Origin of the sequence: Pseudomonas sp. Z8(2022) (assembly GCF_025837155.1) — a bacterium.
GTDB lineage: Bacteria > Pseudomonadota > Gammaproteobacteria > Pseudomonadales > Pseudomonadaceae > Aquipseudomonas.
Map to the genome: position 1 here is coordinate 3,868,887 of NZ_CP107549.1, position 14,944 is coordinate 3,883,830.

Genomic DNA, 14,944 nt, shown 5'->3' on the forward strand with positions numbered 1-14,944 from the left:
TCCTTAAAGGGTGCCGGGAGGCGCGAGCAGCAGCGCCTCCAGTTCCAGGCCGACGCGCTCGGCATCGAGGCCATCGAAGCAAGGCTTGTCACGGTCACCGCTGCCGGCGCCCGGGCCAGTAGCACACAGGTGAATCTGGCTACGGCCGTAGGCGCCCACCTTGCCAGGCAGGGTCGGGCCGTAGAGGGAAATGTTCGGCACATCCAGTGCGGCAGCCAGGTGGCCGAGCCCGGTATCGACGGACACGCAGGCGGCGGCGCCGGCGATCACCTTGGCCACACCGGCCAGGTTCAGCTTCGGCAACACGGCGGCATGGCTGAGTCCGGCAACGATGCGCTCGGCACGCGCCTTCTCGGCCTCGTTGCCCCAGGGCAGGCGCACGGCCCAGCCCAGCGCGTCCATGCGTTCGGCCAGTGCGCGCCAGTCGGCCTCCGGCCAGTGCTTGCTGGCCCAGGTAGTGCCATGCAGGAATACCAGGTAGGGCTGCGCGGTAGCGTCCGTCATCGCGGCGCGGTTCAGACCGTAGTCACCGGTTCCGGAGGGAAGCGAGTACCCCAGCGCCTTGGCGAACAGCTGACGCACACGCTCGAGGGCGTGCTGATCCTTGGCGACCGCATAGCGGCGATCGTAGAAGCGGCTGGCCAGCGGCTCACGCGCCGAATCTCGATCCAGCCCAGCCACCGGTGCGGAAACATAGCGAGTCAGCCAGGCGCTCTTGAGCAGGCCCTGGGCGTCGATCACCAGATCGTAGGAAGTTTCGCGCAGACGCTGCTTGAAGCGCGCCCATTCACCACTGCGCCAGGTGCGCAGCGGATGCTTGCGCCAGCGGCGGATGGCCACTGGAATCACCTGGGAAACGGCCGGGTGCCAGGCCGGAATCTCGGCAAAGCCCTCTTCCACCACCCAGTCGAAGCGGATGCCGGGAATAGCGCGGGCGGCATCGGTCAGCGCCGGCAGCGTATGGACCACGTCGCCCAGCGACGAGGTCTTGATGATCAGCACCCGCAAGTCAGTCGCCCTCGACCAGGGTCAGGGGCTCACCGACCAGCCGATCCAGCGCCTCGATCACCGGTCGCGGCTTGAGCTCGCGCAAACAGTTGTAGTGACCAAAGCGACAGGTGCGCTCGAAGCATGGGCTGCACTCCAGCCCGAGACGAACGATCTCGACGCGGTCAGCCAGCGGCGGGGTGAATTGCGGCGAGGTTGAACCGTAGACCGCCACCAGCGGACGGTTCAGCGCGGCAGCCACATGCATCAGGCCGGAGTCGTTGGACACCACGGCGGTCGCAGCCGACATCAGGTCGATGGCTTCGGCCAGGCTGGTCTGCCCCGACAGGTTGCTGACCTCTTCGCGCAACCCCGGAATCAGGCGCAGGCGAATGTCCTCGCCGCCGGCATGATCGTTCTTCGAGCCGAACAGCCAGACCTGCCAGCCCTGACGGATCTTGACCTCGGCAACCTTGGCATAGTGCTCGGCCGGCCAGCGTTTGGCCTCGCCAAACTCGGCGCCCGGGCACAGAGCCAGCACCGGACGATCCAGCTGCAGGCCGAACTTGCTCAGCGCCGCATCGCGACTGGCCTCGTCGATCTGCAGACGCGGCTGCGGATAAGGCTGCGGCAACGCAGCGCCCGGCTCATAGGCCAGCGCCATGAAGCGCTCGATCATCAACGGGTAGCGGTCTTTATCCAGCGTGCGGATATCGTTGAGCAGCCCATAGCGCATTTCGCCCTTCCAGCCAGTGCGCCTGGGGATGCCGGCAAACCACGGAACCAGTGCGGACTTGAGCGAGTTCGGCAGCAGGATCGCCTGGTCGTACTGACCGGCCAGCGACTTGCCGATACGCCGGCGCGTGGCCAGATCGAGTACGCCATGGCCCAGCGGCAGGCTCAGCGCAGCACGCACCTCGGGCATGCGTTCGAGGATCGGCCGGCTCCAGTCCGGTGCCAGCACGTCGACCTCGCACCCGGGATGACGCTGTTTCAGGCACTGGAACAGCGTCTGCGCCATCACCATGTCGCCTACCCAGCTCGGTCCAACGATCAATATCTTCATGTCTTTTCCAGAAACGACCAGGGAGGCTTTCGCCTCCCCGTCGAGCCTTCGAGGAATCGCTTACTTGACCAGCGTACGCCATTCGGCGTGGCCGCTGGTCTTGCCGGTGACCAGGTCGAAGTAGGCCTTCTGCAGTTTCTCGGTGACCGGACCACGGCGACCGATGCCGATCTTGCGGCCATCGACCTCACGGATCGGCGTGACTTCGGCAGCGGTGCCGGTGAAGAACGCTTCGTCGGCGATGTACACCTCGTCACGGGTGATGCGCTTCTCGACCACCTTGATGCCGTTTTCTTCGGCCAGGGTCAGGATGGTGCTGCGGGTGATGCCATTGAGGCAGGAGGTCACTTCCGGGGTGTACACCACACCGTCCTTGACCAGGAAGATGTTCTCGCCCGAACCCTCGGCCACGTAGCCTTCCGGATCCAGCAGCATGGCCTCGTCGGCACCACCGGAAATGGCTTCCTGCAGGGCCAGCATCGAGTTGATGTAGTTGCCGTTGGCCTTGGCGCGGGTCATGGCGATGTTGACGTGGTGACGGGTGTAGGAGCTGGTGCGCACCTTGATGCCGGCTTCCAGCGCTTCTTCGCCCATGTAGGCGCCCCAGTGCCAGGCGGCGACAATCACGTGAACCTTCAGGCCGGCGGCGCGCAGGCCCATGCCCTCGCTACCGAAGAACACCATCGGGCGCAGGTAGGCACTTTCCAGGCCATTCTCACGCACGGCGGCGCGCTGCGCGTCGTTGATTTCTTCCTTGGTGAAAGGAATCTGCATGTTGAAGATGTGCGCGGAGTCGAACAGACGGTCGGTGTGCGCCTGCAGGCGGAAGATCGCAGTGCCGTCCGGGGTGTTGTAGGCACGCACACCTTCGAACACGCCCATGCCGTAGTGCAGGGTGTGGGTCAGCACATGGGTGTTGGCTTCGCGCCACGGCACCAGTTTGCCGTCGTACCAGATCACGCCATCACGGTCGGACATCGACATCTTGCCTGCTCCTCAAATTCGCTTCACGGTTCGAACAAATAAGATGGGGCCACGGCCCCGCCAATCATTTCAGCCCCAGCTCGCGCCACAGGCGCATCACGGCGCGGCGCTCGTCCTGGAACTGATCCCCCGGCACCACACCAGGCTGCTTCTGCAATGCCTGACGATGGGCGGCCGAGCGATAGATCTTGTAGACCTCTCGCAGCAACGCAGCATCCTCGCTCGCCATCAGGCCGACCCGTTCCAGACCTTCCAGAATGCGGATGTTGTCGGTGAACTCGAGTAACTGCGGGTGTTGCCACGACCAGGCCAGAGCCGCGTATTGCACCATAAATTCGATATCGACGATACCACCGGCGTCCTGCTTCAGATCGAAGGAGGACGTGGCCTCGAAGGCATTCGCCGCCGTTCCCGCCGCAGTGCTGCGAGTGCCCAGGTTGTCGCGCATCTTCGCGCGCATCTCGCTCACCTCGACCCGCAGTGCCTCGATGTCGCGCTGGCGGCCAAGCACCTCGGCGCGCACGCGGGCGAATTCGCCAGCCAGCCTCGGGCAGCCGACAAGGACCCGTGCGCGCACCAGCGCCTGGTGTTCCCAGGTCCAGGCCTCGTTTTCCTGATAACGCTGGAACGCACCGAGCGAGCTGACCAGGAGCCCGGCTGCGCCGGATGGTCGCAGACGCATGTCCACCTCATACAGCGCGCCGGACGTGGTCTGGGTGGTCAGCAGATGAATGATGCGCTGGCCCAGGCGAGTGAAGAACTGCGCACCGTCGATGGGCTTGGCGCCATCGGTCTCGGCCTGCGGGTCGCCGTCATGGATGAACACCAGATCCAGATCCGAACCGTGGCCGAATTCCAGGCCACCGACCTTGCCGTAGCCGACGATGATGAAGTCCGGATCGCACGGTGTGCCATCGACGCGAAACGGCCGGCCATGGCGTTGCACGGTGTGCTGCCAGGCCAGCGCCAGCACCTGATCGAGAATCGCCTCGGCCAGCCAGGTCAGGTAATCCGAGACTTTCATCAAGGGCAGCGTGCCGGCGATTTCCGAAGCAGCCACACGCAGACTGTGAGCCAGCTTGAAGTGACGCAGCGCCTCCATCTGCTGCTCCAGATCCTCCTCCGGAATACGCACCAGCCGCTCGCGCAATTCGGCTGCCAGCTCCGGGGCCAGCGGCGGGGAGTACAGCCGCCCCTCATTGAGCAGCTCGTCGAGCAACAGCGGATAACGGGCGATCTGCTCGGCGATCCAGGGGCTGGCAGCGCACAGCGCGATCAGGCGCTCCAGCGCACCCGGATTTTCGCTCAACAGCACCAGATAGGCCGAGCGCCGGGCGACCTTCTCCACCAATGGCAATACCCGTTCGAGCACCAGATCCGGCGCCGCATGCTCTACCGTCTGTGCCAGCAGACGCGGAATGAAGGCGTCCAGGCGCTCGCGTCCTAGTCGCTGCATGGCGCGCACCTGCGGCCCGCTGCGCAGATCGCCGAGACGCCGACTGGCCGTGGAGGCCTCGGCAAAGCCGGCCTCCTGCAGCTGCTGTACGGCCGCCTCCTCGTCCAGCGCCCCTTGCCATAGAGGCAGCCACTCGGCGCCGACCGCGGTTTCGCCGGCCTGCGCCTCATCCTCGTCGGGATCGGCAATCACCTGCTGGAAATGCCACTCGATGCGACCGCGCCAGTGCGTCAAACGCTCATGAAAGCTCGCCCAGTCGGCAAAGCCCATGATCGCAGCCACCCGCACCTGGTCCTGCGCATCGGCCGGCAACATCTGCGTCTGCCGGTCACCGATGCCTTGCAGGGCGTGCTCGGTATAGCGCAGGAACTCGTAGCCTTCCTTCATCTCGGCGACCACCGCGGGCGGCAGATAGCCCTGTCCTTCCAACGTGCCCAGCACCTTGAGCAGCGGCCGTTGCTGCAGACTCAGGTCACGCCCACCGTGGATCAGCTGGAACGCCTGGGCGATGAACTCGATCTCGCGGATACCGCCGGCGCCGAGCTTGATGTTCTCGCTCATGCCCTTGCGCCGCACTTCCTGCTGGATCAGCAGCTTCATCGCACGCAGCGCCTCGATGGCGGAGAAGTCCAGATAGCGGCGATAGACGAAGGGCCGAAGCATTTCCAGCAGTTCGGCGCCCGCAACCTGATCACCCCCCACCACACGCGCCTTGATCATCGCGTAACGTTCCCAGTCGCGCCCCTGGTCCTGGTAGTACTGCTCCAGCGCATTGAAGCTGAACACCAGCGCGCCGGACGAACCATAGGGGCGCAGGCGCATGTCGGTGCGGAACACGAAGCCGTCGACGGTGATCGCATCCAGCGCCTTGATCAGCTTCTGCCCCAGGCGGATGAAGAACTCCTGGTTGTCCAGCGGGCGCTTGACGCCCTCGGTCTCGCCCCCTTCCGGGTAGCCGAAGATCAGATCGATATCCGAAGACAGATTGAGCTCATGCGCGCCGAGCTTGCCCATGCCGAGGATGACCATGTGCTGCGGCTGCCCGCTGCGTCGCCCCACCGGCGTGCCGAACTGCGCGCAATGGCGCGGATAGAGCCAGTGGTAGGCCAGATCGATACAGGCATCGGCAAGATCGGAGAGGTCGCGACAGGTCTCCGCCAGCGCCGCCTGTCGGCTGAAGTCGCGCCAGATGATGCGCAGTTGCTGACGATTGCGAAAACGCCGCAGGCAGCGTCCCAGCGCATCTTCATCGGCGCAGTCGGCCACCTGCACTTCCAGTTGCTGACGCAGTTCGCCAGGCGCCAGGCTGCGTTCCAGCTCGCCGGATTCGGCCAGTGCGACGAACATCTGCGGGTCGCGCCGCGCCTGTTCGGCGACGAAGTCGCTCAGGGCCGACACCTGCCGCCAGGCATCGCGCCGCTCCTGCGGCCAGGCGGCAACGCGCCCGGCCAGCGCATCATGCTCGGCCAGGGCAGCCTGCAGTGACTGTTCGGCTCGCTCGGCCAGGGAGATCAGGGAAGAGGGCAACTCGACCAGCAACGGCAGGCTCATGGTCTATCCTTTTGGCGGACTGCCGACGCACGGCGCAAGCACCCGGAACCCCACTCCTGCGGGGCACGTGCGGCCGGCAGTGCCGCGGATTGTAGTTTTACTACGAAAGAATTGTATCCAGAGGGCTGAATCCGCCATCGAAATGTAGTAAAACTACATGTGGCCGGTCCTACCCCCGGTAAATCCAAGAATTTCAACTCGCCCGCCCACAAAGCCGGCGAGACCCAACTGGCCTCCGATTCTGGAAGCCTTTCCGCCCTGGAGCAAGCCATGCAAGACCTCGATCCGATCGAAACCCAGGAATGGCTGGACGCCCTTGAATCCGTCCTCGACCGTGAGGGTGAAGACCGTGCCCATTACCTGATGACCCGTCTGGGCGAGCTGGCCACCCGCAGCGGTGCGCAACTGCCCTACGCGATCACCACTCCCTACCGCAACACCATCCCGGTAACCCACGAAGCGCGCATGCCCGGCGACCTGTTCATGGAGCGCCGCATCCGTTCGCTGGTGCGCTGGAACGCCCTGGCCATGGTGATGCGCACCAACCTGGACGACCCGGATCTGGGCGGCCACATTTCCAGCTTCGCCTCCTCGGCGACGCTGTATGACATCGGCTTCAACTACTTCTTCCAGGCCCCGACCGAAGAGCACGGCGGCGACCTGGTGTTCTATCAGGGCCACGCAAGCCCTGGCGTCTACGCCCGCGCCTTCATGGAAGGCCGCATCAGCGAAGACCAGATGCAGAACTTCCGCCGCGAAGTGGATGGCAAGGGCCTGTCCTCCTACCCGCACCCCTGGCTGATGCCGGACTTCTGGCAGTTCCCCACCGTATCCATGGGCCTCGGCCCGATCCAGGCCATCTACCAGGCCCGCTTCATGAAGTACCTGGAAGCGCGCGGCTTCATCCCGGCCGGCAAGCAGAAGGTCTGGTGCTTCATGGGCGACGGCGAGTGCGACGAGCCGGAATCCCTCGGTGCCATCTCCCTGGCCGGCCGCGAGAAGCTGGACAACCTGATCTTCGTCATCAACTGCAACCTGCAGCGCCTCGACGGCCCGGTTCGCGGCAACGGCAAGATCATTCAGGAACTCGAAGGCGTGTTCCGCGGCGCCCAGTGGAACGTCAACAAGGTCGTCTGGGGTCGTTTCTGGGATCCGCTGTTCGCCAAGGACAAGGACGGTGCCCTGCAGCGCCGCATGGACGAAGTGGTCGACGGTGAATACCAGAACTACAAGGCCAAAGACGGCGCCTACGTTCGCGAAAACTTCTTCAACACCCCGGAACTCAAGGAGATGGTCAAGGACCTCTCCGACGAGGAGATCTGGAAGCTCAACCGTGGCGGCCACGACCCGTACAAGGTCTATGCTGCCTACCACCAGGCCGTGAACCACGAAGGCCAGCCGACCGTGATCCTGGCCAAGACCATCAAGGGCTACGGTACCGGCGCCGGTGAAGCGAAAAACACCGCGCACAACACCAAGAAGGTGGACGTGGAGAGCCTGCGTCAGTTCCGCGACCGCTTCGACATCCCGGTCAAGGACGAGGACCTGGAGAACCTGCCGTTCGTGCGCCCGGAACCGGGCAGCCCCGAGTACAAGTACCTGCACGAGCGCCGCGCGGCCCTCGGCGGCTTCGTACCGCAGCGCCGGCAGAAGAGCTTCAGCATCCCCACTCCGCCGCTGGATACCCTCAAGGCCATCCTCGACGGCTCGGGCGATCGTGAAATTTCCACCACCATGGCCTTCGTGCGCATCCTCGCGCAACTGGTCAAGGACAAGGAACTCGGCCAGCGCATCGTCCCGATCATTCCGGACGAAGCCCGTACCTTCGGTATGGAAGGCATGTTTCGTCAGCTCGGCATCTACTCCTCGGTCGGCCAGCTGTACGAGCCGGTCGATAAAGACCAGGTGATGTTCTACAAAGAGGACAAGAAAGGTCAGATCCTCGAGGAAGGCATCAACGAGGCGGGGGCCATGAGCTCCTTCATCGCCGCCGGCACCTCCTACTCCACCCACAACCAGCCGATGCTGCCGTTCTACATCTTCTACTCGATGTTCGGCCTGCAGCGGATCGGTGACCTGGCCTGGGCCGCTGGCGACAGCCGCACCCGCGGCTTCCTGGTCGGCGGTACCGCCGGACGTACCACGCTCAACGGCGAAGGCCTGCAGCATGAGGACGGTCACAGCCACATCCTGGCCTCGACCATTCCCAACTGCCGTACCTACGACCCGACCTACGGCTACGAACTGGCGGTGATCATCCGCGAAGGCATCCGCCAGATGGTCGAAGAGCAACAGGACATCTTCTACTACATCACCGTGATGAACGAGTCGTACCAGCAGCCGGCCATGCCGGAAGGCGTGGAAGACGGCATCATCAAGGGCATGTACCTGCTCGAGGAAGACAAGAAGGAAGCCGCGCACCACGTGCAGCTGCTGGGCAGCGGCACCATCCTGCGCGAAGTCCGCGAAGCGGCGAAGATCCTGCGCGACGAGTTCAACATCGGCGCCGATGTCTGGAGCGTCACCAGCTTCAACGAACTGCGCCGCGACGGCCTGGCCGTGGAACGCAGCAACCGCCTGCACCCGGGCCAGAAGCCGAAACAGACCTACATCGAGCAGTGCCTGAGCGGTCGCAAGGGTCCGGTCATCGCCTCCACCGACTACATGAAGCTGTTCGCCGAACAGGTTCGTCAGTGGGTTCCGAGCAAGGAATACAAGGTCCTCGGCACCGACGGCTTCGGCCGCAGCGACAGCCGCAAGCAGCTGCGCCACTTCTTCGAAGTGGATCGCAACTGGGTCGTGCTCGCCGCCTTGGAAGCCCTGGTAGACCGTGGCGAAATCGAAGCCAAGGTGCTGGCCGACGCCATCACCAAGTTCGGCATCAATGCCGATAAAGCCAACCCCCTGGACTGCTAAGGAGCGTAGCGATGAGTGAATTGATTCGCGTACCCGACCTCGGCGGCGAAGGCGAGGTCATTGAACTGCTGGTCAAGGTCGGCGACCGCATCGAAGCCGACCAGAGCGTACTGACCCTGGAGTCCGACAAGGCTTCCATGGAAGTGCCCTCGCCCAAGGCCGGCGTGATCAAGGAGCTGAAGGTCAAGATCGGCGACCGCCTGAAGGAAGGCGACGAGCTGCTGGTGCTGGAAGTCGAAGGAGCCGCCGAAGCGGCGCCTGCGCCGAAAGCCGAAGCTGCACCAGCCGAAGCACCGAAAGCGGCCGCTCCGGCAGCCGCGCCCGCCGCAGCTGCCACCAGCAGCGTGCAGGACGTGCATGTGCCGGATATCGGTTCCAGCGCCAAGGGCAAGGTCATCGAAATCATGGTCAAGGCCGGCGACCGTATCGAAGCCGACCAGAGCCTGCTGACCCTCGAATCCGACAAGGCCTCCATGGAAATCCCCGCGCCGGCTGCCGGCGTGGTGGAAGAAGTGCTGGTCAAGCTGGATGACGAAATCGGCACCGGTGATCTGATTCTCAAGCTGAAAGTCGAAGGGGCTGCTCCTGCAGCCTCTGCTCAGGCTCCGGCTGCTGCCCCCGCGCCTGCGGCCGCTCCGGCAGCTGCACCGGCACCGGCCGCCGCAGCAAGCGGCAGCAGCGTGCAGGACGTGCATGTGCCGGACATCGGCTCCAGCGCCAAGGGCAAGGTCATCGAGATCATGGTCAAGGCCGGCGACAGCATCGAAGCCGATCAGAGCCTGCTGACCCTGGAATCGGACAAGGCCTCCATGGAAATCCCCTCGCCGGCTGCCGGTGTGGTGGAAGAAGTGCTGGTCAAGCTGGATGACGAGATCGGCACCGGCGACCTGATCCTCAAGCTCAAGGTAGCTGGCGCAGCCCCTGCTGCCGCCCCTGCGCAAGCCAGCCAGGAAGTGCACCGTGTACCGGAAGGTGCAGCGCCGGAAGTGGCCGCAGAAGTGCGCGCCATTGCCTCGCTGTCGGCCGCTGCAGCCGCGGCTGCCGCCGCGCCCAAGCGCGACGGCTCGCGCGTGCATGCCGGTCCGGCCGTGCGCCAGCTGGCGCGCGATTTCGGCGTGGAGCTGGCAGATATCGCCGGCACCGGCCCGAAGGGCCGCATCCTCAAGGAAGACGTGCAGGTTTACGTCAAGGCGATGATGCACAAGGCCAAGGCAGCGCCAGAAGCGGCCGCTGCCACTGGCGGGGCCGGCATCCCGCCGATCCCGGCCGTGGACTTCAGCAAGTTCGGTGAAGTCGAAGAAGTGGCGATGACCCGCCTGATGCAGGTCGGCGCTGCCAACCTGCACCGCAGCTGGCTCAACGTGCCGCACGTGACCCAGTTCGACTCGGCCGACATCACCGACCTGGAAGCCTTCCGCGTCGCGCAGAAGGCCGTGGCCGAAAAGGCCGGCGTCAAGCTGACCGTGCTGCCGCTGCTGCTCAAGGCCTGCGCCCACCTGCTCAAGGAACTGCCGGACTTCAACAGTTCGCTGGCCCCGAGCGGCAAGGCGATCATCCGCAAGAAGTACGTGCACATCGGTTTCGCCGTCGATACCCCGGACGGCCTGCTGGTACCGGTGATCAAGAACGTCGATCAGAAGAGCCTGCTGCAACTGGCTGGCGAAGCGGCCGAGCTGGCCGACAAGGCCCGCAAGAAGAAGCTTTCGGCTGACGACATGCAGGGTGCCTGCTTCACCATTTCCAGCCTCGGCCACATTGGCGGCACCGGCTTCACGCCGATCGTCAACGCGCCGGAAGTGGCGATCCTCGGCGTGAGCAAGGCGACCATGCAGCCGGTCTGGGACGGCAAGGCCTTCCAGCCCAAGCTGATGCTGCCGCTGTCGCTGTCCTACGATCACCGTGTGATCAATGGCGCGGCCGCCGCACGCTTCACTCAGCGCCTGTCTCAGCTGCTGGCCGACATCCGCACCATCCTGCTGTAAATCGTTTCGAGCACGCCACGCTCGCATCCTCAACCCCGCCCATTTGGGTGGGGTTTTTTTTGCCTGGCCATAACGGACTTGATCCCGGTCATGGCATGAACCGCAGCAACCGCCATGATCGAACCATCGATGCGACCCGGCGTATTGCACATGTCCTATCTGCTGCTCAAGTTCGCCCACCTGTCTGCCGCTGCCTTCTTCATCGGCGGCGTATTCTTCGAAGTGATGATCCTCAGCCGCGCCACGCGCGAGCTTCCGGAGGAGGCCAGGGCCGGCTTTTCTCGCGCACTAGGACGACGCGCCCGACAGGTCATGCACTGGGTGATCCTTACGCTCTACGCGGCCGGCCTGGGTCTGGCCTGGCACTACCGCGCGGCATTGCAGGCGCCGCTGGCCAGCAGCTTCGGCATCCTGCTCAGCCTGAAAATCACTCTGGCCTTGAGCATCCTCGGACATTTTCTGCTGGTGGTTTTCCTGATGCGCAGCGGCCGCATGACTGCGGCGCGCTCGCGGCGTATCCACCTGAGTGTACTGCTGCAGATGCTGGCCATTGTGTTCCTGGCCAAGGCCATGTTCCTGGTGAGTCTGTAACTCCGCGATCAGCCTTTCTGCACGTTGCGAATCAGGAAGCTCAGGGCCTTGGCCAGCTCACCTGCGCCCTGGTGATCACGCACGATGCTCAGTAGCTGGCTGCCATCGACCGGATTGAGCAGCACACAGCGGATACCACCGGTCGGACATTCGTAGCGGATGAACGGATCGATGCCGAATACCGAAACACGCTGATTGCGCACAGAGATGGCGGTGCCCTGCTGGCCACGGCTCTCTTCGCGCAGGATGAGGTCACCGGCATTGCCGACTTCGAAGCGGTACAGCAGGTCCTGCCGCTGCGCCTGGCCAACCTGATAACCGGCCCGCAGCGCGTACGTTTCCAGCAGGGCATTGGTGTGTGTCAGCAGTGCCTGACGCTCGTTGCCGGTCAGATAGAGACGCTTGAGTTCTTCCAGATAAGCCGCCTGCTCGGCGCCCTGCAGTGCGCCCTTGTCATCGGCAGCGGCCAGGACGGGTACGGCAGCAGAAAGCGCTGCCCCCAAAAACACCGCCATCAGTTTCCTTGTCAGTCTTGCTTGCATGATGCACCCTTGCCGAACGCTATAGTGAAGTAGGCCTGAGCCTCGGCCACCGTCCGTGTCGCTGTGCCCTGGCAGCAGCGGAAACGGAAGCCTCGCCGGTCAGCATACTGGAAGCCCGACGCCCAATGAAAAGCCATCCCGATGCCGGCATCCGTCCGGCAGCCGAGGTTGTGACGCAGTTGCCAGTGCCCTCGCGGCTCGGCATGTTGCGTTTCGAGCGCTTGAACGAGCCAAGCTGGGCCCTGCTTTTTCTCGACCCGGCCTGCGAACGTAAACTCGGCATCAGCGCCGCCGATCTTTGCGCCCTGGTGGACGCACCCTATGCCAGCCTGATGGAGCCGGAAGCACGCTGTCGTCTGCACGATGCCATCCAGCAGCAACTGCAGCAGAATGCGCATTATCTGGTGCGCTATACCCTGCACACGCCAATGGGCGCGCTGAACCTGCTGGAGATCGGCGAACACTTCAAGCAGCGCAACCGCCACCTGCTACGTGGCTATCTGCTGATCGCCGATGACAGCTTCGATGCCTTCGCCCCTGGCGAGCTGGATTTGCAAATCCAGAACCAGAAGCTGCGCACGTCCCTGCAGCAGTACCAGCGCACCCAGGACAACCACCTGCAGCATCTGGCCCGCTCGCACACCCAGCAACAGCTGATCGTACGCCTGGCGCGCCAGCGCTATGTCTCCGACTCTCCGCGCCAGGAAGCCGCCGAGCTGATTACCCGGGCAGCCTGCGAGGTCTACGGCGTAGCCCGTGCCGGGATCTGGCAATTGAGCAGCCACAGCCTCGAGTCCATATCGCTGTACCGGCGCGACCTGGACCGACACGAGCAACTGCCACCGGTCGATAACCGCAATTTCCCGCATTATCTGGAAGCCCTGCACAGCGGCCGGGCGATCGATGCCCATGATGCCCAGAACGATCCGCGCACGCGCGAACTGGCATCCGGTTATCTGCAGCCGCTGGGGATCACCTCGAAGCTCGATGCCAGCATCCGCATCGAAGGCGAAGTGGTCGGTATTCTCTGCCTCGAGCACATCGGACCCCAACGTACCTGGCAGGCCGACGAGATCGCCTTCGCCGGCGAGCTGGCCGATCAGTTCGCCCAGGTACTGATCAACCAGGAGAAGCGCACGGTCTCCCATGCGCTGTACCTCTTCCAGCGCGCCGTCGAACAGAGTGCCAGCGCCTTCCTGCTGGTCGACCGCGACGGCCGGGTGGAGTACGTCAATCCCAGCTTCACCGCCATTACCCTGTACAGCAGCGACGAGGTCTGCGGCCATCGACTGTCGGAGCTGCCGGCTCTGGCCAACCTCAGCGACCTGCTGTTCGATACCGACTCCAGCCTGGCCGAACACAGCAGCTGGCAGGGCGAGTTTCGCAGCCGACGCAAGAATCAGGAGCCGTACTGGGGCCACCTGTCGATCTCCAAGGTGTATGGCGACAATGGCGAGCTGACCCATTACATCGGCATCTACGAAGACATCACCGAATCCAAGCTGGCGCAGCAACGCATCGAGCGCCTGGCCTATACCGACAATCTGACCAACCTGGGCAACCGTCCCTCGTTCATCCGCAGCCTGGAAGAGCGCTTCGCGCGCAATGCCCAGCAGGCGCAGGGCCTGCTGCTGGTGGATATCGACAACTTCAAGCGCATCAACGACAGCCTCGGCCACCAGACCGGTGACAAGCTGCTGTCGTCGCTGGCCCGGCGCCTGCGCAACAGCCTCGGTACCAGGGGCACGCTGGCACGTTTCGCCAGCAACGAATTTGCCATCCTGCTGGACGGCTGCGACCAGGGCAGCGGTCTGGAAGTCGCGCACCAGGTGCTGCAGACGCTGGACAAACCCCTGTTCGTCGACAACCAGCTGATCAGCATCACCGGCTCGGTGGGTCTGGCCATTGCCCCGGAGCACGGCAACGACCCGCAGACTCTGATGAAGCACGCCGGTCTTGCCTTGCACAAGGCCAAGGCCAACGGCAAGCACCAGGTGCAGCTGTTCACCGAAGCGCTGAATGCCGAGGCGAACTACAAGCTGTTCGTCGAGAACAACCTGCGCCGCGCCCTGACCCAGAACGAGCTGGAAGTCTTCTACCAGCCCAAGTTGTGCCTGAAGAGCGGCCAGTTGATTGGCATGGAAGCGCTGCTGCGCTGGCACCATCCTGAGAAGGGCATGATCCGCCCCGACCAGTTCATCGGCGTTGCCGAGGAAACCGGCCTGATCATCCCCATCGGCAAGTGGGTGATCCGCCAGGCCTGCCGCATGAGCAAGCAGATCTCCGCCATCGGCATGGGCGAGCTGCAGGTGGCCATCAACCTGTCGCCCAAGCAGTTCTCCGATCCCGATCTGGTCGGCTCCATCGCGGCCATCCTGCACGAAGAACAGCTTGACCCACAGCTGCTGGAGCTGGAGCTGACCGAAAGCCTGCTGCTGGAAGCCACCGACGACACCCGCCATCAGCTCGGCCGCCTCAAGAGCCTGGGCCTGACCCTGGCCATGGACGACTTCGGCACCGGTTATTCTTCGCTCAGCTACCTGAAGAAATTCCCCATCGACGTGATCAAGATCGACCGCAGTTTCATCAAGGACATCCCGGACAATCAGGACGACATGGAAATCACCTCTGCGGTGATCGCCATGGCCCATAACCTCAAGCTCAAGGTTGTCGCCGAAGGCGTCGAAACCGGCTCACAACTTGCGTTCCTGCGCCGCCAGCAATGCGACGTCGGCCAGGGTTACCTGTTCGACAGACCGATTCCCGGCCGAGAGCTGATCGACAGCCTGCGCCGCTATCCCTGCCGGCCACAGGCCGACCAACGGACGTAATACGCGGCACAACGCGTAGTCCATTCTTCAGTCACTTT

9 protein-coding genes are annotated in these 14,944 nt (G+C 64.0%); 4 read left to right on the top strand and 5 right to left on the bottom strand.

The window, feature by feature from the left end; genetic code table 11:
* Positions 1–3: 3 nt before the first annotated feature.
* The 4 genes from rfaC to glnE form a co-directional block, all read right to left on the bottom strand.
* Positions 4–1,008, bottom strand: coding sequence for a lipopolysaccharide heptosyltransferase RfaC (rfaC, locus tag OEG79_RS18415; RefSeq protein WP_264146385.1), 1,005 nt, complete (start codon positions 1,006–1,008; stop codon positions 4–6).
* Between the two features lies 1 nt (position 1,009).
* Positions 1,010–2,053 (bottom strand): lipopolysaccharide heptosyltransferase II, encoded by a 1,044-nt coding sequence (gene waaF / locus OEG79_RS18420; RefSeq protein WP_264146386.1) that lies wholly within the window; start codon positions 2,051–2,053, stop codon positions 1,010–1,012.
* A 60-nt stretch (positions 2,054–2,113) separates the two neighbouring features.
* The gene (locus OEG79_RS18425; protein WP_264146387.1) at positions 2,114–3,037 is read right to left on the bottom strand and encodes a branched-chain amino acid transaminase; all 924 of its coding nucleotides are present in this window, start codon (positions 3,035–3,037) and stop codon (positions 2,114–2,116) included.
* A gap of 64 nt (positions 3,038–3,101) precedes the next feature.
* Positions 3,102–6,044 (bottom strand): bifunctional [glutamate--ammonia ligase]-adenylyl-L-tyrosine phosphorylase/[glutamate--ammonia-ligase] adenylyltransferase, encoded by a 2,943-nt coding sequence (glnE, locus tag OEG79_RS18430; protein ID WP_264146388.1) that lies wholly within the window; start codon positions 6,042–6,044, stop codon positions 3,102–3,104.
* Positions 6,045–6,314: 270 nt separating this feature from the next.
* Here glnE and aceE point away from each other — a divergent pair, with 270 nt between their 5' ends.
* The 3 genes from aceE (at position 6,315) to OEG79_RS18445 (ending at position 11,533) form a co-directional block, all read left to right on the top strand.
* Positions 6,315–8,960: a pyruvate dehydrogenase (acetyl-transferring), homodimeric type gene (aceE, locus tag OEG79_RS18435; protein ID WP_264146389.1), complete on the top strand. Its 2,646-nt coding sequence runs from the start codon at positions 6,315–6,317 to the stop codon at positions 8,958–8,960.
* Positions 8,961–8,971: 11 nt separating this feature from the next.
* On the top strand, positions 8,972–10,942 hold the full coding sequence (gene aceF, locus OEG79_RS18440; protein ID WP_264146390.1) for a dihydrolipoyllysine-residue acetyltransferase: 1,971 nt from the start codon (positions 8,972–8,974) through the stop codon (positions 10,940–10,942).
* A 150-nt stretch (positions 10,943–11,092) separates the two neighbouring features.
* Complete coding sequence (locus OEG79_RS18445; protein WP_264148747.1) at positions 11,093–11,533, top strand: CopD family copper resistance protein; 441 nt, start codon at positions 11,093–11,095, stop codon at positions 11,531–11,533.
* 8 nt (positions 11,534–11,541) lie between these two features.
* Here OEG79_RS18445 and OEG79_RS18450 read toward each other — a convergent pair whose 3' ends face one another.
* Complete coding sequence (locus OEG79_RS18450; protein WP_264146391.1) at positions 11,542–12,048, bottom strand: hypothetical protein; 507 nt, start codon at positions 12,046–12,048, stop codon at positions 11,542–11,544.
* 152 nt (positions 12,049–12,200) lie between these two features.
* Between OEG79_RS18450 and OEG79_RS18455 the strand changes: the two genes are divergently transcribed.
* A complete protein-coding gene (locus tag OEG79_RS18455) occupies positions 12,201–14,906 on the top strand; it encodes a putative bifunctional diguanylate cyclase/phosphodiesterase (RefSeq protein ID WP_264146392.1) in 2,706 nt (901 codons plus the stop codon).
* The last annotated feature ends 38 nt before the right edge of the window (positions 14,907–14,944 follow it).